The following is an 18,720-nucleotide window of genomic DNA, read 5'->3' as shown; positions in this document are numbered from 1 at the left end:
TCGTTACTCCACCTCGCTCTGAGCGGTCTCGGTACCGAACACAGCGCGGTACATCGGCGTCGCGTGAAGTTCCTCGGTGCTCTGCTCGAGCACGATGCTAGTCGCGGTCTCCACACCGTGCACGAGAGGCAGCGGGGTGGCGATGCCAAACCACAAGATCATGACAGCCAGGATGATTTCGGGGATAAGCATGAGCGCCGGGGCCTCATGCTTGCCCATGCCCTGGGGCGCATGGCCGAATACCGACTTGAGTGCGATGCGGGTGAGCGCGGAGATGGCCACGGTAAGACCGAGGGCGACCACGACGACCAGCCACATGGGACCGGCGGTAACACCGGCGACAAAAGTCAGGAACTCGGAGATAAACATGCCAAAGGGCGGGAAGGCACCAAGACCGAGCAGTGCCAGGATGGCGAGCGCGGCGGTTGCGGGGGCAACCTCAACGACGCCCTGGATCTTGGCCAGGCTACGCGTGCCAAAGGCGTGCTGGATGTTGCCGGACACGCAGAAGGCAAGCGTCTTGGTAAAGCCGTGGAACACGCAGTGCAGCAGGGCCGCGGCGATACCCAGCGGGCCACCGATACCCAGGCACAGGGCGATAACGCCCACGTTCTCCACAGACGAGTACGCAAAGCGGCGCTTGAGGTCGTCCTGGCGAAACATCGAAAGTGCCGCCACCAAAATGGACAGCGTGCCGACGATCAACAGCAAAAGTTGCGGATACTCGGCGCCCACGGCCTGGATGGTAAAGCCGTAGAAGCGCATGATCACAAGCATGGCGCACTTAAGCAGCACGCCCGAGAGCAGGGCCGAGACGGGGCTCGGGGCCTGGGAGTGGGCATCGGGCAGCCAAGTGTGCATGGGGAACAGGCCGGCCTTGGTGCCAAAGCCGATCACGATAAACGCAAAAGCGAGGCGCATGAGCGTCGGGTCGAACTGGTCGGCATACGGCAGCACGCACGACAGGAATGCGGCCTCGTGGGCATTGGGAATCACGTCGGCGGCGTTGGCGTAGATCAGCAGCGTACCGAACAGGCCAAAGGCCACGCCGGCGGTGCAGACCATCGCATACTTCCAAGAAGCCTCGAGGGCCGTCTTGTTCTTGTAGATACCCACGAGGAATACGGTGGAAAGCGTGGTTGCCTCCACGGCGGCCCACGTGAGGATCATGTTGTTGGACAGGCACGCGAGCAGCATGGTGAACACAAACAGGCTAAACAGCGCAAAATACTGCTTGGCGCGCTCGGCGGGCATGGAGCCCTCCTCGATATCGGCCTTTACATAGGGCAGCGAGAACAGCCCCGTAAGAAAACCGATAAAGCCGATGAGCAGCACAAAGATGGCGCCCAGCGAATCGAGGTGAAACCACAGGCCAAAAGCGCTCGCGGTGTCGCCGCTCATAAGGACTTCACCGGCCGTCATAATCGACAGCACCAGGACGGCTGCGACGGAGACCAGGTTGAGACCGGCAAACACGTTATAGGACGTGTTCTTGGGCAAAAATGCCATGACCAGCGAGAACACCAAAGGAGTCGCGAGCAGGGCGAGAATCAACGTTTCCATGGACTACCCCCTCAGCTCGGACAGGTCGCGCGCATCGAGCGAGTGGGAGTCGTCCCAAATGCGACGCACGACGATGGACATGATGATGACGGCAAAGATGGCGTCAGTGGCAATACCGATCTCGATGATCTCGGGAGCGGTGGGGGCCAAAAGCGCGAGCGTCACATGGCTGCCATTTTCCATAAGGCAGTATCCAAAGATCTGCTTCATGATGTTGCGCTGCGAGATGATGCAGGTGAGGCCCACAAAGAAGTGAGCGAAGCTAATGGCGAGCGCAGGCGTTGCGACCTCGGCCGTGGGCAGGCTGATCTGCGTCACGACGGCAAAGCAAATCGCGACCTCGACGGCGATGATGCAAATGGCCCACGCGGGCTTAAGGCCGGCCTTGAGCGATGCGTCGCTCGGCTCGCCCATCTTCTTGTATGCGCGGTTGAGGATGTAAGGGACCAGGACGACCTTGGTGATAAAGGCAGATCCGGCCCACATAAGCAGCTCCTGCGCACCAGTGGTGACGCCGAGCGTGGCGAGAAGCCCCACGAGCACCAGCGACTGCACCGCATACCAGTGGATGGAATGTTTGATGTTCTTGGAGACAACCACCATGGTGGACGTGACGATCAGAAGGCCGCCAAGGATGTTGACGATCGAATAACCCATGTCGTTCTACCTCCTAACCGATCCAGCTGGCCGAAAGCGGGCCGCTGACGATGACCATGATGATGAGCACGATGAACACGAACGCCATCGCGCGGGGAAGCGGGGCTCCCGCAGCGACCTCTTCGCTCGGCTCGCCGGGCAGGCAATAGCCCATCCACTTGAGGAACCAGGCAAAGGTGGCGACGGTCTCGGCAACCATGATGCACACGAGCACCAGGATCGCGACGTTACCGGCACCCACAGAGAAGCCGCCGGCGATGATCTGGAACTTCGAGAAGAACGTGTTCATGGGCGGCACGCCGGCAATGGCGAGTGCCGCGACACCAAAGCCCACGCCCGAGATCGGGTACTTCTTTACGATGCCGCGAAGCTTGGGCAGCATACGCGTGCCGAGCGTAAAGGAGAACGAACCGGCGATCAGGAAGAACAGCGTCTTGGCGAAAGCGTGGTTAAAGATGTGGCACACGGCGCCATCAAAGGCCAGCTGGCTGCCAAAGACCGAAAGGCCCAGACCAAAAAACACATAGGAGAGCTGGGCGATCGTGGAGAAGGCCAGCAGGCGCTTCATGTCCTTTTGCGGCAGGTACATAAGGAAACCAAAGAGCATGGTGACCATGGCGTCGATAATGGCAACCCAGCCCACGATCTCGGGAATCTCGCCGGCAGAGACGAGTGCACGCGCGAACACGCACACGCCGACCTTAACCATCGAGGCGCCATGCAGGTAGGCCGAAACAGGCGTCGGCGCCTCCATGGCCGAAGGCAGCCACATGTACATGGGAACCTGTGCGGACTTGGCCCAGGCCGCAAACAGCACGAGCAAAAGGACGATAGCCTTGAGCTTGGCATCGAGGCCGGCAATCGCGGTAATGGCGAAGGTGCCGGTGTGGGCAAACACGATGGCGGCGCCCAGATACAGGCCGAGCGCACCGATATGCGTAATGATCAGAGCCTTCATGCCGGCCTTCTTGGCCGTAGGCGTCATGTAGTAGCTAATGAGGCCCCAAGAGCACGCACCCGTGATCTCAAAGAACACGAGCTGGCCCAAAAGGGTCGAGCTGTACACAAGGCCGGCCATGGCGCCGATGAAGGTCGCGAGGTACGCGTAGAAGCGACGACGCGGTGCGTCGGGATGCTCACGGTTATTCTCGCTCATATATGGAATCGAATAGATCACGACAAGCAGGCCGATACCCACAAAGGCGGGCGCGAGCAGCGTGCTCATGCGATCGAAGGTGAATCCCATGACGAGGGTCTGCCCAAACGAGATCAGGGGGACCTGCGTGTCGGGCATGCCGGCGCCAGCGAAATTCGCGGCGAGGGCGATGGTGCAGACCGTCGAGACGGCGGCACCCAAAACGCTGAACCACTTGGCGTACGGACGGGGGAACAGGGCGACGAGCACCGAGGCCACCATCGGGGCCGCGATAGCGACCAAGCCGAGAAGGGACAGACTGACTGCAAATGACATTGTTTCTCCCTTCTCCTACACGCCGACGACCACGAAGACAAACGCCAGAACGGCGATGCCCACGACGGCCCAGGTCTGATTGCCAAGCACCTTAAAACGCGAGCGCGAGCAGGAGTTTTCGATCACGCCGCATACGACAAAATCGATCAGGCACTTCACCAGGAAGATGACTGCACCCAGAACAGCGGCGGCGCCCACGGTCGCGGGCTCGCCCCAGGGGATGAAGATCGCGCAGAACCAGGCGACGACCAGGACCTGCTTCATGGACATGGCGAGCTTGGCCATCGCAAGCGACGGGCCGGAAAGCTCGGCGAGCGGACCTTCCTGGAGCTCCTGCTCGGCCTCGGCCTGATCAAACGGCAGCTTGCCGAGTTCCATGTAGCAGGCAATCGCAAAGGCGATGCCGGCGAGGATTACGGCGACCGGCGCGTCGATGGCGCCCGTCATGATGTGCTGACCCATGGTGGCGATGTCGGTGGAACCGCACACCAGGGCGGCGGCAAACAGCGCCAGCAGCATGGACGGCTCGATGAGCACGCTCATGAGCAGCTCGCGGACGCCGCCGATACCGGCGTAGGCGTTGGACGAATCCACGCCGCAGAGGGCGAAGAAGAAGCGGGCGAGCGCCAGGCTGTACATGATGGTGATGGCGTCACCAAAGACCGGGATGGGGCTTTGCGCCGTAAAGAGCGGCAGGCCCATCGCGAGCATAAAGGCGACGGCGAAGAACAGCGGCGGCATAATGCGCAGCGCAAAGCTCGCGTCCTCGCTCTGGGACTCGGGGCGCGCAAAGAGCTTGGCCAGGTCGCGATAGTCCTGCATGATGCTGGGGCCGCGACGGTTGTGCATCTTGGCGCGGATCACGCGGCCGAGACCGGAGAAGAACGGCGCGACGGCCATAACGACCACGCCCTGCAGAACGGCAAGTACGATGTTGTTCATGCTCTCCCCTCCTTAACCCATTTGCACGGCGAGCACGAGGAACACCACGAGTGCCGCGACGATGTAGCAGATATAGATGCTGTAGTTGCCGCCCTCGAGCTTAGTCGCGAGGTCGGCGAGCTTCTCGACACCCTTATGCGGGGCATCGACGAGAACCTTGTCGGGTACGGGCTCCACAGCCTCGGCCACACCGGTGAGCTTCTGGAAGAAGTGCGCGATGGACCAGCAGACGGCCGTGCAACGGTCGCGCAGCGTGTAGAGCGGCTGCATAAACCAGGACACCTCGGAGGCAAAGGTCGTGGCCACGACGGGCATATGCTCGTTGGGAGCATAGCCGCACGCCCACGGCTGGGACTTCTGCACCTTGCCGACGGTCTTGAGCTTGCGATAGCCACAGGCAAGGCCGACGAGCACCACGAGCGCAATGGCGATCGCGGGCGTGGAGGTGGCAGCGCCGGAGTACTGGTTCATGAGCTCCATGCCCTCGGCGGCAAACACGCCACCGTACGGATGCAGCACGGACGCGGCGACATCGACCAGAACGGGCGCGATCACGGGAGCGCCAATGCCCAGCACGACGCAGATGGCCGCGAGCAGACCCTGCGCAAACACCATGGGGGCGGGAACCTCCTTGGCATTGGCCGCGGCCTCGGAGCGGGGCGCGGAGGCAAAGGAGACGCCATAGGCCTTGACGAAGCACGTGACGGCCAGCGCGCCGGTAATGGCAAGCGCGACGGCAGCGAACACAGCCACGATCATGACGGCCTTGTCACCCTGCATGGCGGCATTAAACAGCGACTGATAGGTAAACCACTCGGACACAAAGCCGTTGAAGGGCGGGATGGCCGAGATGGCAAGCGCGCCAACAAGGAAGCAGATGGCCGTTGCCGGCATACGACGGAACAGGCCGCCCATCTTCTCCATATTGCGGGTACCCGTGGAGTACAGCAGCGCACCGGCGCCCAAGAACAGCTCGCCCTTAAACATCGCGTGGTTAAACGTGTGGTAGAGGGCGGCCATCAGAGCCAGGACGGCGATGCCGACAGAGTTGAGCGCCATGGCGGCCATGGAGGCGCCGACGCCGAGCAGAATGATGCCGATGTTCTCGACGGAGTGATAGGCCAGCAGGCGCTTGATGTCATGCTCCTGCAGGGCGAAGGCCACGCCGAGGACCGACGAGATCGCACCGAAGACCATGACCATAAGGCCCCACCAGACCTGAACGCCCGAGGCAGAGAGCAGGTCGAGACCAACCTTGAGGATACCGAAGATACCGATCTTGATCATGCCGCCGGACATGAGGGCCGACACGTTGGACGGCGCCTCGGGATGTGCCTTGGGCAGCCAGCCGTGCAGCGGGATAATACCGGCCTTGGCGCCAAAGCCAAAGAAGGCGAGCACGAAGCACACGGATGCAACCGCGGGGCTAAACTGCGTGGCGCGGAAATCCGCAAAGGCAAACGAGCCACCGGCGCAGTTGGTCATGGTGAGGAAGCTCGCCATGATGAGCACAAAGCCCACGTGCGCGATCACAAAGTAGAGCCAACCGCCATGGATGGAGTTCTCGTTCTCCTCGATCACGACCAGGAAGTACGAGGTCAGCGACATGAGCTCAAAGGCGACCAGGAACCAAAACACGTTGTCGGCGGTGATGACGAGCATCATGGACGCCACGAAGGTGTTAAAGAAGAAGCCGGCGCGGCCCTTTTTGCCCGGGTACTCATCAAAATAGTTGAGACCGTAGATCGAACCGGCAAACGCGAGCACCGAGATGAGCGCCACGAACAGGCCGGACAGCTGATTGAGCAGCAGCTGGAAATGGGCAAACGGGAAGAACACGATGGTGTCGACCGACGTGACATCGCCCAGCACGGCCTGGATACCGGCCACAAACGAAAGCACCGCGGCGACGGCGCCGATAAGGCAGCCGGCGGTCTTGGCGGCGTTATCGGCCTTGATCAGCAGAACCGAGGCGAGCGCACCGATGCACGAGACGGCAAGCGATGCGATAAACAGCGTCATGCTATCCATTGTTTACGCTCCCTTCTGCTTTCTCGGAGAGGCCCTGGGGCACAGCGGTAACGTCGACGACTGGACCGTTTTCGATCGAGCGCAGGCGCTTGGCCTCGTCGAGCTCGCGATCGGCCGCGCCGCCCATGACGGTCAGCGCCTTGGTGGGGCACGCCGCCACACAATGCGGGCCGTCCGGATCGAAGGCGCACAGGTCGCACTTGACAGCGCAGGTGTACTGGCCGGGAGCCCACGTAAGCAGGCTGCTCAGGGACTTAGGATACGAAGGCGTCGGGTCGCACATGCCTGCGACACCGGCGATAGACGTGCCATCGGGATGGATGGCTCCGAAGGGGCACGCGATGGCGCACAGCCTGCACCCGATGCACTCCTGCTCCTTGACGTGGATGCGATCGCCATCGTGCTCGATGGCATTCACCGGGCAAACCTCGGCGCAGGGGGCACCCTCGCAATGGTGGCAGGCAAGGGCGGCCGAAATACTGCCGGTCTTCACGAGCGCCAGGCGCGGCGTATCCTGAAGACCCTGCATCCGGTGGGCGTCGGCACAGGCGGACTGGCATGTTCCGCAGCCGATGCACCTCTCCGGGTTGATGTCGATGAAGCGGTTCATCCCCACTTCCTTTCAAAATAACGGGCCGGGCTCCCGAACGTACGGGACGCCCGGCCCAAAAAGCCAACGAGAACGGGGCTACACGATTTGATTCACGTGCGTCTCGTCGTCGAACTTGGCGGCGCCAGGCTCAACGTCCTGGGGAGCGGCGGCGTCGACCAGAGCCTGCTTGAGCTCGGTGTACTGACGCTCGACCTCGCCCTCTGCCCAAACCTGGTCGGCAATGGCGTCGACCTGGCAGGCGGAGAACTTATCCTCGGGCGTATGCGAGACCGGGTCGACCTTGTGCATGGTCAGCTCGTTGCACTTGCCGATCCACCACTGGTAGGTCATATAGACCGTGCCCTTGTTGATACGGTCGCTCACGTCGGCGCGGCTGTATACCTGGCCGCGGCGGCTGTGAATCGAGACGATGTCGCCGTTCTTGATGCCGCGCGCCTGGGCGTCCGCGGGATTCATGCGGACAAAGCCGGGCTCGTCGGCGAGCAGCGCCAGCGTCTTGCAGTTGCCGGTCATCGAGCGGCAGCTGTAGTGGCCGACCTCGCGGACGGTGCACAGGATGAGCGGGTACTCATCGTCGGGAAGCTCGGAGGGCGCCTCCCAGTCGTGCGCCATCAGGTTGGCGCGGCCGTCCTTGGTGGTGAACTTGCCACCAGCGAACATGTCGGGCGTACCGTGGTCGTTCACATCGGTGCTCTTGACCGGCCACTGGGCGTAACCGCCCTCGGGAGCCATCTTCTCGTAGGTCGCGCCCACAAAGTTGGGGCACAGGCTAATGCACTCGTTCCAGATCTGCTCGGTGTTGTCGTAGTGCATGGGGTAGCCCATGCGCGTGGACAGGTCCGCGAAGATCTCCCAGTCGTGGCGGCACTCGCCCTTGGGCGGAACGGCCGCGTCAAAGTGCTGGAAGCTACGGTCGGATGCGGTAAAGACACCCTCGTGCTCGCCCCAAGAGGTAGCGGGCAGGATGACGTCAGCGAGCATGGTCGTCTGCGTCATAAAGATGTCCTGGCAAATGAACAGATCCAGCTCGGAGAGCGTCTTGCGCATACCGGCCGAATCGGGCTCGGTCTGCACCGGGTCCTCGCCGTAGTTGTAGAAGCAGTGCACCTTGCCCTCGTCGACCAGGTGGCCCAGGTCGGTGAGCTTGTAGCCCTCCTCGAGCGGGAGCTTTTCCTCGGGTACGCCCCAAGCCTTGGCAAACTTGGCACGCACTGCCGGGTCGGTGACTTTCTGGTAGCCAGGGTACAGGTTGGGCAGCATGCCCATATCGCAGGAGCCCTGGACGTTATTCTGGCCACGCACGGGCGCGAGACCGGAATTGGGTTTGCCGATCTGGCCGGCAACGCAGGCGATGGAGGCGATGGTGTGCACCGTCTTAAGGTTCTGCTTCTGCTGGCATACGCCCATACCCCAGCCAATGATGGCAGAAGGCTTCGCCGTGGCGTACATCTCGGCAGCTTGGTGGATCAGCGCGGGCTCGACACCCGTGATGTCCTGTACGGATTCGGGAGTGTAGTTCTTGATGGTCTCCCACCACTCGTCAAAGCCGTTCGTGTGCTCGGCGACGAATTCCTTGTCGTAGAGGCCATCGTTGACCAGACAGTTGGCAAAGGCGTTGAGGAACGCAACATTGCAACCGTTCTTGATCGGAAGGTAGAGATCGGCGATACGCGCGGTTTCGATATGGCGCGGGTCGGCGACGATGATCTTGCAACCCTTTTCTTTGGCTCGCACGATACGCCTTGCGACGATAGGGTGCGAATCGGCAGGGTTATAGCCGAAGAGGAAAATGCAGCCCGCATCCTCCATACCGGGGATGGAGCATGACATGCAACCTGAACCAACCGTGTCCATCAGACCGAGGACAGTAGGGCCGTGTCAAGTACGGGCGCAGTTGTCCACGCTGTGGGTGCCGATGCACGCACGCGTAAACTTCTGCATGACGTAGTTCGCCTCATTGCCGCCGCCTCGCGAGGAGCCGGTGGTCATGACAGCGTTAGGACCATATTCGTCAATTATGGCCTGCATCTTAGATGCGGTGAAATCCAGTGCCTCGTCCCAGCTTACGCGCTCAAGATCCGCGCCCTTGGTGCGGCGGATCATCGGGTGCAGTACGCGAGGAGTCAAGATCTTGGTGTCGTTGATGAAGTCGTAGCCGCTCATGCCCTTAAGGCACAGCTCGCCCTGATTGGTGATGCCGTTGAGCGGTTCGGTACCCACGACCTGGCCGTTTTGGACCAAGAGGTTAAACTGGCAACCGGCGCCGCAATACGGGCAGATCACTTTATGCTTCTCCATGACACCCTCCTTCCTTTCTCTGCTACCGATTAATCGGTACGTATTTGACAATCGTTGGGCTTGTATGGCCGCCCGCCTACGCCTCGTTTTCGATGGTGGCGCGGGCACGCTCGGCAGTCAGCTCCGCCAGGCGCTCCTCGTCTACCAGGGTGAGGCCCTTGGTCGGGCACGCCTCGGCACACGCCGGACCGCCGGGACGGTCCACGCACAGGTCGCACTTGAGCACGAAGCTCTTGGTCTGCGAACCCACGCGCACGTCGCCCATCAAGACGGGGACCTGCGTGGTCGCCACGCTCACGGCGCCAAAGGGGCAGGCCATGACGCAGCTCTTGCAGCCGATGCAGTTGTCCTCGTTGACGCCGATACGATGGTTCTTTGGATCAAAGAACAAGGCGCCCGTAGGGCAGGCCTTGGCGCACGGAGCGTCCTCGCAGTGGTGACATGCCACCGGCGCGGAAATCTCGTAGGTGCGCGTTACGCGCAAGCGAGGTGCGGCGATGTTGCCGGGGATATCGTGTGCCTCAATGCACGCCGCCATACAGGTTTGGCACCCAATGCAGCGCGAGGAATCGGCTACGACTCGTTTATTGCCCATGTTGTTCACTCCCTCCTGAATCCCATGCCGGAGAGACCCTGTCGACGTTGCCCCGGACCGCCCGTGGTCCGGCATCGACGTATCGAGTGCATGCGGCGAAACAGGCACTCGGTAGAATTTCTCCAACGGTATACAGGTTGAATATACGCAGTTGCAGGGGGCAAACTTGAGCATAGGCCCTGCAATACGGGTGTATTGCAGGGGTTTTGGCAGGTTGGAATTATTCTCTAAAAGCTATAAAGGTGAGTGTATTACATGCGTACACCTCTGAGATTTTTACGCGCTCTCATTTTGGATGTACTACGCTTGTATTCGTGTTAATGGTTATTTACTTGAGCGAAATAAAGTAATCGTTATAAGATGCTCAAGTATCGGCACATGCCGCATTTGACCGACTATATTGCACGCTCATTAAGGGGGCCAGTGATGTCATCGACTCAAAAAAGAGCCATCCTGCAGGTGCGCATTCGCGAGGAAGACAAGCAGCATGCCGAGCGTCTTTACGACGCCATGGGCACATCGCTCGCCGAGGCTGTCCGTTTATTTGTCGCGCAAAGCATTTTGATGCGCAAACTCCCCTTTCAGCCGGTCGCCGTGCGCTCAAAGGACGGCACCGCCGCCTATGAATCGCTCAAAGCATATGGTGACCCCAATCGCCGCGCCGAGGAGCGCAATGCCTGGATTGAATACCTTGCCACAGAAAGTGACGATTCGATTTTGGGCCCCGAGGAAGTAGATATCCATGAGTAGCACCATCATCGACGAGACCGTCATCCTGCGCTACCTGCTTGACGACGACGAAGTTCTTTCACCACGCGCCGCCAAGGTCATCGCCACGCGCACCGCTCGCGTCTACCCCGAAATCATCACGCGCGTCGTGGTCACACTGCGAGACGTCTATAAGGTTCCCCGCGTTGAGATTGCTGCGGCCATGAAAAGGCTGCTCGATGACGTCATGGTCGACGAGCCCACCGTTGTCGCCCTTGCCGTCAAACTGTTCGGCAAAACGCATATGGACTTTACCGACTGCCTCCTCGCAGCCCGAACCGCCATCTACAACGATGATGTCGTGAGCTTTGGCAAGCCCATCATCCAAGGCATGATCGATTACCGCCGCAAGCGCCAAACCGCCGCCGATGCTCGCGACCGCGCCGCCGAAGCCCGCAGCCGAAGCACCGACTCCACCATCGACAAGCTCCGCCACCAACCCCGCAGCTAACCCCATCCCCTCCTAAGTTGCGGTGAAATACGGACTGTTTTATGTCTTTAAAGGCCTCAACAGTCCGTATTTCACCGCAACATATTGAAGGTTGGCTGCGAACGATTTCGCTATCGGGAGTCGGCGTAGGGTTTTGTTGCCGGAATGCCGTAACCGCGCATCATGGCACCGAACGATTCTACGTCGTAGGTGTCCGATAGCTTGAAATGAATGACGTTATGACCCATGGCACGCAAGTTCGCATCGCGCAATAAGGCGGCTCGATAGGTTTTTGCCGCAGCATGTTCCGAATCTTTTTGAGTTTCATCCTCAAACTTACCCAAACCATGAAGCTCTGCCAACATCCATGACCCATCTGGCATCTGCCAACCATAATCTGCCAGATAATAGCAGGCGTTTCCTGGCCGATCAATCTCAACCTGAAGCTCGGGCGCAACGACGCCTGCAAGGATCATTGCCGCTCGCGCCTCGGACTCTCCCCCGTTATCCGATCTTCCGTCCATATATTCGAACACGCCAAACGCACGGGAGATGCCATGCAAACCGCGACAATTGGCCTGTGCATACGCACGCAGCTCCTCGCGGTCAACATCGTACTCACGAGCCAATCCATCGACGTAGCCAAGCGCATACCGAAATGCACTCGTGCGGGCAATATCGACCACCGTCCGATAGGGGTCTGTCAGCGTAAACGGGCCGAGACGCCATACCTCGCCCGGGCGCCATCGACGATACTCAACGAACTCATATGTATCGCGCCTTGAAGACCGTGGCAGCAGCACTTGCACTTTATCCAGAAGCGTATACGCCGAGCCGATGCCGTAGAGCAGCGCTGCCGTCGATCCGCAAAACACAGCATCCGGTTCAACGACCGCAATAGCGGATGCCAACTGAAAGATGCGATCTTCAACCCCAAGATTATTCCAATAGACCGGATCCGCATACACATGGTTGTAAAGACGAAGCATGAGCTCTTCCTGCATAAGCTCGCGAGCACGGCGTTCATCCCAAGGATCAATTGTTATAAGCAGCTGTCCATCTTGATGAATTCCAAGGACCGAGAATAGCATCCTTGCATATGACTGAGGAAAATGTTTGCCTTTATCGAGCATGGCCAACCCCATAACCATCACGGCGGAGAGAATACCATTACGCTATCGTATGCTTCCGTCCGCAGGCCTTGCCAAAAGCTGACCAAAAACTTGACGTCGCAGGTCAGAGCTTCAGAAAATATTTCCACTCTCGGTAGACGGTCACTACGACCCTCCCAACGGCATCAAAATCCAACCTTACAAATAGTTGCGGTGAAATGCGGACTACATGGGCCATAAAAGCCAAAAAACAGTCCGTATTTCACCGCAACTTAGGAGGGGATGTGGGGTCCCCGGCATGTATATGAAAATGGCTCTGGTTCCCAGAAGGAACCAGAGTCATTCATCTATCTTATGGAGCGGGCGACGGGAAGTCCAAGGGTTTGCTTCGCAAACCCTTGTTTCGCTGCGGGCCATTGGCCCTTGCGTGCTGCGCTGGAAAATGCTCACGCATTTTCTCAGCTTCGCACCCTGCCGGGTTCGATTCCCGTCGCCCGGCACGCTTATGAAAACGGCTCTGACACCAAATGGAGCCAAAGCCGTTAAAACTATCCTATGGAGCGGGCGACGGGAATCGAACCCGCGTCATCAGCTTGGAAGGCTGGGGTTCTACCATTGAACTACGCCCGCAAGATATGGTCGGGACGACAGGATTTGAACCTGCGACATCCTGCTCCCAAAGCAGGCGCGCTACCAAACTGCGCCACGTCCCGAAGGTGTTGAGCAGCTAAGGCATAAACCTTGCGTGTCCCAAAGCGAAGGAAATTATAGGGGAGACTTCCCGCCTGTGCAAGCGCAGAAACCCTAGCTCCTCGAATGTGCGACAAACTGGCTATGAACCAAACCGATCACAAACGCCGCCACAGCAACCGGCGCCCACGCGGCACCGATATCCGCCAGCGGCAGCACATCAAACGGTAGCCACGCGCCCGCAAAGAACGCGTCGCGGACCGAGGTGATCACACTCTGCACGGCAACCACGCCGCCGACCCAGACCCACACCTGCGGATGAGCGTCGCAAAAGCCGTGCACCAGGCCCATCAGTACCAGCACGATGGCAACGGGATACAAGGCGTTGAGCATGGGCACCGAGAACATAAGAATCACGTCGAGGCCCACGTTGGAGAGCACGCACGAAAACGCTGCGAACACAAAGGCGAGAACCGCAAAGGGACGGCGCATGGCCTCCTCGGAGGCCTCCGCTCCCCCTTCGACCACATACGTCTCGCAGAAGTAACGCGAGCAGCAGCTGATGAGGCCGATGCACACGTTCATGCAGGCAAGGAAGAAGATGGCGAAGACCACGACCGTGCCGGCAAGCCCAAAATGCATGGAGGCCGAACGGGCGAGGATGGCGGCGCCGTTGGTAGCGCCGGGCATCACGGTGCCGAGCTGCATGCCGGCAAGGCCTAAGCCGCAGTAGATGATGGCCATGAGCACGCCGGCGATAACACCGGAACGCGAGATCTCGAAGGCTACGCGCTTGTCATCGGTAACACCCAGCTCGTGGATGGTCTCGGCGATGATGATGCCGAAGGCAAGTGACGCGAGCAGGTCCATGGTCTGATAGCCAGTCAGAAAGCCCTGCACGGCAGCACCGGCATCGTAAGGGGCCTGCGGCGCGGCAGCCGGTCCCAGCGGCGAGATCACGGCAGCACCCACGACCAGCACGATGAGCGCAATGAGCGCAGGGCCCGTAATGCGGCCGAGCACGCGCGTGATGACGCCTGGACGCAGCGTGAGCGCAAACGCGACGACGAAGAACCCGATGGCAAACACCAGACGTGCCGTGCCGAGCGAAACGCCCTCGGGTAGCAGCGGCACCAGCATTTCGAACGCCGTAGAGCTTGTGCGCGGAATGGCCAGGCACGGACCGATGGCCAGGTAGACCGCCGCAACGAAGAATTCGCCAAACTTAGGATGCACACGCCCAGCCAGCTCTCGGGCCGTGCCAGCGAGCGCGACGGCGATAAATCCCATAACGGGCAGACCGATAGCGGCAATCAAAAAGCCGATCATGGCAACCGGCGTGGCAGAACCTGCCTGCAGCGCCAGCAGCGGCGGAATAATGAGGTTACCGGCGCCAAAGAGCATCGAGAACAGCGCAATGCCGACGGTAACGACATGGTCGGAACGCAGACCGCGCGGGGCGGATGAAGCCATAGGCACACCTTTCGGGTCGAAACAAAAACGGGACGGGCAAAATACCCGTCCCGCAAGTATAAACGCTCCAGCAGCTTTAGCAGGCTAAATTGCGCAGAGCATCGATAGCCGTGTCGACTTCTTCGGTCGTGTTGAAATACCCAAACGAGAAGCGGACGACACCCTGGCGCTCGGTATCTAACGCACGGTGCATGAGCGGAGCGCAATGGGCACCGGGGCGCGTCGCAATCCCCCACCCTTGCATGAGCGCGTCCGAGATCTCGGCCGAGTCGATATCACCCACGTTGAGTGAGACGATCGCCGAGCGCACGGGCTGGTCAAACGCACCGTAGAGCACAATGCCGGGGATTTCGCGAGCACCGGCGAGGAAGCGCTCTGCAAGCGAGCGCTCATGCGCCGCAATCGCCTCGACCCCGCCTTGCGCCTCGATAAAGTCGAGACCGGCAGAAAGTCCCGCGACGCCGTGACCGTTGAGCGTGCCCGCCTCCAGGCGCGTGGGCCACTCAAGTGGCTGCAGTGGGTCAAAGCTGTGCACGCCCGTGCCGCCCATGGCCCACGGAGACACGTCAATGCCCTCCGCCACGGCCAGGCCGCCGGTGCCTTGGGGTCCCATGAGCCCCTTGTGGCCGGTAAAGCACACAATGTCGAGCCCCATGGCATGCATATCGATACGCGCCGTGCCGGCAGACTGAGAGGCATCGACGATCACCAGCGCACCGGCCGCATGGGCCATGGCCGCCACGCGCGCAATGTCGACCGCGTTGCCGGTCACATTTGAGGCGTGCGTCACAACCACGGCACGCGTACCGGGCGTGACTAGCCGCTCGAGCTCGTCGTAGTCGAGCGCGCCGTTCGCGTCGCAGCCCGTATGCTCAACCGTCACACCCTGCTCCGTCGCCAGGCGATTGAGCGGACGCAGCACCGAGTTGTGCTCGAGCACCGTCGTGACCACGCGGTCACCGGGACGCACCACGCCACAGATGGCGGTGTTGAGCGCCGCGGTGGAGTTGGGCGTAAAACACACATGGTCCGCCCTCGGGCAACCCAAAAGGCGCGCAATCTTGGCACGGCAAGCGTGAATCGTACGAGCGGCATCGAGGGCACCCGACGTGGCGCCGCGCCCGGCATTGCCAAGCGAGCACATCGCCTGCGTCACGGTATCGATGACCGTCTGCGGCTTGTGCATGGTCGTCGCCGCGTTATCCAGGTAGATCATCGCACGACCTCCCACATGTCGATCACCGTAAAGCCCTCGGTGGGAACGCCTGCCGCAGCAAGCTCGCCGCGCAGCAGGTCCTCATCCGAAGGCTGTGCCTTCCATGCCAAACCGCAGCCGGCAGCGACCTCCCCGGGCACGGGAATTGTTCGCCCAGGAAGGCCGCGCTCGATGCACAGGGACTCGCAGCCCATGGCGGCCGCCGTGGTAGGAAACGTGATGACAAGCGCCGGGCGCTTCTCCCTCATGGCAACTCCAACCAATACGCTACGGGCGCACAACGCGCACGGCCTGCTCCATCTTCTCCACGATCACGTACATGTTGGTGACCTCGCCCACCGCCAGCTGGTCCTTAATGCCATAGTGATCGAGGCAGGTGCCGCAGGTTAGGATCTCAACACCCTGCTCGGCCAGACCCTTCAGGTCGTCGAGTACCGGTGAGCCCTCGACGGTGAGTTTGGCGCCGCCGTTATAGAACAGCATGGTCGCGGGCAGCTCCTCCTGCTGCGTCACGGCAAAGATGAAGGCCTTCATGAGCTTGTGGCCCAGCTCGTCGTCGCCGCGGCCCATGCAGTCGGTGTAGACGGAAATGACGAGCTTGCCCTTGCCGGCGCTGGCATCGCAGAAGGCAGCGCCATCCTGCTCGGGATCAGCCACGGCAACGGCGCCAGAGGTCGCCACGGTCACGTGCCATTCGACGTCAGAAACCTTCTCGACCGAGGCCGTGCAGCCCTTCTCCTGCGCCATCTTGGAGATGTTCTTGACGGCGGTCTCGTTATCGACCGAGGTCACAACCGTGCCCTCGCCATCAAGCTGCTTCAGGGCTTTGAGCGTCTTGACGACGGGCAGCGGGCAGGCATCGCCCATGGCATTGACTTCAATCTTGGTAGACATAGTATTTCCTTTCGAATTAATCGTTTTAGAACGGTACAGAGCTCAATAAACGTGTCGTTAACGGACAACGTGGACGGCAGGACCGCCTGGCACCGGCTCGCACACGCGACCGACAACGGCGGCGATACGCCCCTCGGCATCCAGACGGCGCGCAAGCTCATCCACATCCGCCGCGGGCGCCGCAATAAGCAAACCGCCTGAAGTCTGTGGATCGTACAGCGCATCCAACATGCCCGGCTCAAGGTCCTCGTCGGCCGTCACGCGCGGGCCAAAGAAGTCCTGGTTGCGGTAGGAGCCAGCGGGGATAATGCCCAGACGCGCCATGTCGAGCACCTGGTCAAAGAGCGGCACCGCCCCCGACGCAAGCTCAATCTGCACGCCCGAGCCCTCGGCCATCTCGCACGCATGCCCAATCAGGCCAAAGCCCGTAATGTCGGTGCAGCCGTGAAGTTCGAGCCCCTCGGCCAGACGAATCGGCGCCTCGTTGAGGGTGCACATCGAGTCAAACATGGCTGCGGCCTCGTCCTGCTCGATAAGCTCGCCCTTAATGGCCGTGGTGATGATGCCCGAGCCCACCGGCTTGGTGAGCAGCAGTACATCACCCGGGCGCGCCCCACCGTTGGCAAGCATGCGGTCGAGCTGCACAAAACCCGAGACGGACAGGCCGTACTTGGGCTCATCGTCGTTGATGGTGTGGCCGCCCGCGATGGTGCAGCCCGCCTCGACGCACTTGTCGGCGCCGCCCGCCAAGATCTGACCGGCCACCTCCACCCCTAGGCAGCTGGGGATGCAGAGCAGGTTCATGGCATGCGAGGGAGTGCCTCCCATGGCGTAGATGTCCGACAGCGAGTTGGCGGCGGCGATCTGGCCAAAGAGGAAGGGGTCGTCCACCATGGGTGGGAAGAAGTCGACGGACTGCACGAGGCCCAGGTTCTCCCCCACCTTGAAGACGCTCGCATCGTCGGAGGTATCGAACCCCACGAGCAAGTTGTCATTATGCACATTGGGCAAATCGCCCAGGACCTGGGCGAGGGCTCCGGGAGCCAGCTTGGCGGCTCAACCGCTCGCGGCCGTCATAGACGTGAGCCTAATCTGATCGTCAGCCATCGATACCTCCTCTCATCGGTCAATCATTTTCTCCCAGTATACGCATGAATGCGAGCCGACGGCGGATGCATTAATTGAGCGCCTGTGCGCGAATCGCCGCGCCGATCGCTCCGGCAAAGCGAGCCTGGGGCGAGGTGGTCACCGGCGACCCCAGTAGCTCGCCCAACCGCTCCACCACGAAGGCGTTCTCGCACAGGCCACCGGTCAGGTAGTACGGGGCGCCCGCGGCCTGCCCGGCCATGGTCGCCACGCGCGAGACCACGCTGTCGATCACGCCACGCGCAATGTTCTCGCGCGGCTCGCCACGACCGATCAGGCTGATGACCTCGCTTTCGGCAAACACCGTGCACATGCTGGAAATCTTGGTAGGCTCGCCGGAACGTGCCAGATCGGCCATCTGCTGCTGGGAAATACCTAGGCGGTCGGCCATGATCTCCAAAAAGCGCCCCGTGCCGGCGGCGCACTTGTCGTTCATGGCAAACTTGGCCACTCGGCCACTTTTAAGCTGAATGACCTTGGTGTCCTGACCGCCCACGTCGATCACGGTGCCGTGATCGCCAAACAGGCGCACGGCACCGGTACCGTGGCAGGTAATCTCGGTCACGACCTTGTGCGCATAGGGCACGGCGACACGACCGTAGCCGGTCGCGACCACGCGCACGTCGTCGGCCGTCACGTCGTAGCCGGCCGCTGCCAGCGCCTCGCGCAGCCGCTCGGAAGCATCGACCGAGGAAAACCCGGTTGGCTGCACGCACGTCCAGGCCACCGAACCCTCCCCATCGACCACAGCAGCCTTAGCCGCCGTAGACCCGATATCAATCCCGATCCCTATCATGGCTCTCTCCCAATCTAAACATCAA

Annotated in this window: 17 protein-coding genes and 2 tRNA genes; 2 read left to right on the top strand and 17 right to left on the bottom strand. The window is 60.9% G+C overall.

The features are described 5' to 3' along the window. Positions 1 to 3: 3 nt before the first annotated feature. From AAAX73_RS06715 to AAAX73_RS06680, 8 genes are all read right to left on the bottom strand, one after another. Positions 4 to 1,563 carry a hydrogenase 4 subunit F gene (locus tag AAAX73_RS06715; RefSeq protein ID WP_349125448.1) on the bottom strand — a complete coding sequence of 520 codons (1,560 nt, stop codon included), beginning with the start codon at positions 1,561 to 1,563 and terminating at the stop codon, positions 4 to 6. Between the two features lie 3 nt (positions 1,564 to 1,566). Then, positions 1,567 to 2,220, bottom strand: coding sequence for a hydrogenase 4 membrane subunit (gene hyfE / locus AAAX73_RS06710; RefSeq protein ID WP_118237867.1), 654 nt, complete (start codon positions 2,218 to 2,220; stop codon positions 1,567 to 1,569). Positions 2,221 to 2,233: 13 nt separating this feature from the next. Further along, on the bottom strand, positions 2,234 to 3,691 hold the full coding sequence (locus AAAX73_RS06705; protein ID WP_022095200.1) for a hydrogenase 4 subunit D: 1,458 nt from the start codon (positions 3,689 to 3,691) through the stop codon (positions 2,234 to 2,236). 15 nt (positions 3,692 to 3,706) lie between these two features. Continuing rightward, entirely contained in the window at positions 3,707 to 4,633 is a 927-nt protein-coding gene (locus AAAX73_RS06700; RefSeq protein WP_217750438.1) for an NADH-quinone oxidoreductase subunit H, read from the bottom strand. Between the two features lie 12 nt (positions 4,634 to 4,645). After that, positions 4,646 to 6,664 carry a hydrogenase 4 subunit B gene (hyfB, locus tag AAAX73_RS06695; protein ID WP_349125447.1) on the bottom strand — a complete coding sequence of 673 codons (2,019 nt, stop codon included), beginning with the start codon at positions 6,662 to 6,664 and terminating at the stop codon, positions 4,646 to 4,648. Next, positions 6,657 to 7,274, bottom strand: coding sequence for a 4Fe-4S dicluster domain-containing protein (locus AAAX73_RS06690; protein ID WP_349125446.1), 618 nt, complete (start codon positions 7,272 to 7,274; stop codon positions 6,657 to 6,659). Before AAAX73_RS06690 ends, hyfB begins: the two co-directional genes overlap by 8 nt. A gap of 78 nt (positions 7,275 to 7,352) precedes the next feature. Then, entirely contained in the window at positions 7,353 to 9,575 is a 2,223-nt protein-coding gene (gene fdhF / locus AAAX73_RS06685; protein WP_117746397.1) for a formate dehydrogenase subunit alpha, read from the bottom strand. Positions 9,576 to 9,651: 76 nt separating this feature from the next. After that, positions 9,652 to 10,170 (bottom strand): 4Fe-4S dicluster domain-containing protein, encoded by a 519-nt coding sequence (locus tag AAAX73_RS06680; RefSeq protein WP_022095206.1) that lies wholly within the window; start codon positions 10,168 to 10,170, stop codon positions 9,652 to 9,654. A gap of 426 nt (positions 10,171 to 10,596) precedes the next feature. On the opposite strand from AAAX73_RS06680, the gene AAAX73_RS06675 reads away from it, so the two are divergent. Next, a complete protein-coding gene (locus AAAX73_RS06675; RefSeq protein ID WP_158556511.1) occupies positions 10,597 to 10,920 on the top strand; it encodes a type II toxin-antitoxin system RelB/DinJ family antitoxin in 324 nt (107 codons plus the stop codon). Continuing rightward, positions 10,913 to 11,389 (top strand): hypothetical protein, encoded by a 477-nt coding sequence (locus AAAX73_RS06670; protein WP_349125445.1) that lies wholly within the window; start codon positions 10,913 to 10,915, stop codon positions 11,387 to 11,389. Before AAAX73_RS06675 ends, AAAX73_RS06670 begins: the two co-directional genes overlap by 8 nt. A gap of 110 nt (positions 11,390 to 11,499) precedes the next feature. On the opposite strand, the gene AAAX73_RS06665 is transcribed toward AAAX73_RS06670, so the two are convergent. The 9 genes from AAAX73_RS06665 to AAAX73_RS06625 form a co-directional block, all read right to left on the bottom strand. Continuing rightward, on the bottom strand, positions 11,500 to 12,501 hold the full coding sequence (locus tag AAAX73_RS06665; RefSeq protein ID WP_349125444.1) for a hypothetical protein: 1,002 nt from the start codon (positions 12,499 to 12,501) through the stop codon (positions 11,500 to 11,502). 535 nt (positions 12,502 to 13,036) lie between these two features. Continuing rightward, positions 13,037 to 13,110: transfer RNA gene (locus AAAX73_RS06660), tRNA-Gly, on the bottom strand. Positions 13,111 to 13,116: 6 nt separating this feature from the next. Next, a tRNA-Pro gene (locus AAAX73_RS06655) sits at positions 13,117 to 13,193 on the bottom strand. A 91-nt stretch (positions 13,194 to 13,284) separates the two neighbouring features. Then, positions 13,285 to 14,643, bottom strand: coding sequence for a branched-chain amino acid transport system II carrier protein (gene brnQ / locus AAAX73_RS06650; protein ID WP_349125443.1), 1,359 nt, complete (start codon positions 14,641 to 14,643; stop codon positions 13,285 to 13,287). A gap of 76 nt (positions 14,644 to 14,719) precedes the next feature. Next, complete coding sequence (locus AAAX73_RS06645) at positions 14,720 to 15,859, bottom strand: aminotransferase class V-fold PLP-dependent enzyme (RefSeq protein WP_349125442.1); 1,140 nt, start codon at positions 15,857 to 15,859, stop codon at positions 14,720 to 14,722. Then, positions 15,856 to 16,107, bottom strand: a complete 252-nt coding sequence (locus AAAX73_RS06640; protein WP_349125441.1) for a DUF3343 domain-containing protein — start codon at positions 16,105 to 16,107, stop codon at positions 15,856 to 15,858. The genes AAAX73_RS06645 and AAAX73_RS06640 overlap by 4 nt, the downstream gene beginning before the upstream one ends. Positions 16,108 to 16,126: 19 nt before the next feature. Then, the gene (yedF, locus tag AAAX73_RS06635; protein WP_349125440.1) at positions 16,127 to 16,753 is read right to left on the bottom strand and encodes a sulfurtransferase-like selenium metabolism protein YedF; all 627 of its coding nucleotides are present in this window, start codon (positions 16,751 to 16,753) and stop codon (positions 16,127 to 16,129) included. A 57-nt stretch (positions 16,754 to 16,810) separates the two neighbouring features. After that, positions 16,811 to 17,860 carry a selenide, water dikinase SelD gene (selD, locus tag AAAX73_RS06630; protein WP_349125439.1) on the bottom strand — a complete coding sequence of 350 codons (1,050 nt, stop codon included), beginning with the start codon at positions 17,858 to 17,860 and terminating at the stop codon, positions 16,811 to 16,813. 70 nt (positions 17,861 to 17,930) lie between these two features. Next, entirely contained in the window at positions 17,931 to 18,695 is a 765-nt protein-coding gene (locus AAAX73_RS06625) for an acyl-CoA dehydratase activase (RefSeq protein WP_349125438.1), read from the bottom strand. Positions 18,696 to 18,720 lie beyond the last annotated feature (25 nt).

Source organism: Collinsella sp. CLA-ER-H9 (assembly GCF_040092295.1).
Classification (GTDB): Bacteria; Actinomycetota; Coriobacteriia; order Coriobacteriales; family Coriobacteriaceae; genus Collinsella.
This window is presented reverse-complemented; position numbering and strand designations above follow the sequence as displayed.

Excerpts from the sequence above, each read along its gene's own strand:
- AAAX73_RS06670 (WP_349125445.1), top strand. The coding sequence starts at position 10,913 with ATGAGTAGCACCATCATCGACGAGACCGTCATCCTGCGCTACCTGCTT.
- hyfE (WP_118237867.1), bottom strand. The coding sequence starts at position 2,220 with ATGGGTTATTCGATCGTCAACATCCTTGGCGGCCTTCTGATCGTCACG.
- AAAX73_RS06675 (WP_158556511.1), top strand. The coding sequence starts at position 10,597 with ATGTCATCGACTCAAAAAAGAGCCATCCTGCAGGTGCGCATTCGCGAG.
- yedF (WP_349125440.1), bottom strand. The coding sequence starts at position 16,753 with ATGTCTACCAAGATTGAAGTCAATGCCATGGGCGATGCCTGCCCGCTG.
- AAAX73_RS06690 (WP_349125446.1), bottom strand. The coding sequence starts at position 7,274 with ATGAACCGCTTCATCGACATCAACCCGGAGAGGTGCATCGGCTGCGGA.
- brnQ (WP_349125443.1), bottom strand. The coding sequence starts at position 14,643 with ATGGCTTCATCCGCCCCGCGCGGTCTGCGTTCCGACCATGTCGTTACC.
- AAAX73_RS06640 (WP_349125441.1), bottom strand. The coding sequence starts at position 16,107 with ATGAGGGAGAAGCGCCCGGCGCTTGTCATCACGTTTCCTACCACGGCG.
- hyfB (WP_349125447.1), bottom strand. The coding sequence starts at position 6,664 with ATGGATAGCATGACGCTGTTTATCGCATCGCTTGCCGTCTCGTGCATC.
- AAAX73_RS06645 (WP_349125442.1), bottom strand. The coding sequence starts at position 15,859 with ATGATCTACCTGGATAACGCGGCGACGACCATGCACAAGCCGCAGACG.
- AAAX73_RS06705 (WP_022095200.1), bottom strand. The coding sequence starts at position 3,691 with ATGTCATTTGCAGTCAGTCTGTCCCTTCTCGGCTTGGTCGCTATCGCG.
- AAAX73_RS06680 (WP_022095206.1), bottom strand. The coding sequence starts at position 10,170 with ATGGGCAATAAACGAGTCGTAGCCGATTCCTCGCGCTGCATTGGGTGC.
- AAAX73_RS06625 (WP_349125438.1), bottom strand. The coding sequence starts at position 18,695 with ATGATAGGGATCGGGATTGATATCGGGTCTACGGCGGCTAAGGCTGCT.
- AAAX73_RS06665 (WP_349125444.1), bottom strand. The coding sequence starts at position 12,501 with ATGCTCGATAAAGGCAAACATTTTCCTCAGTCATATGCAAGGATGCTA.
- AAAX73_RS06700 (WP_217750438.1), bottom strand. The coding sequence starts at position 4,633 with ATGAACAACATCGTACTTGCCGTTCTGCAGGGCGTGGTCGTTATGGCC.
- AAAX73_RS06715 (WP_349125448.1), bottom strand. The coding sequence starts at position 1,563 with ATGGAAACGTTGATTCTCGCCCTGCTCGCGACTCCTTTGGTGTTCTCG.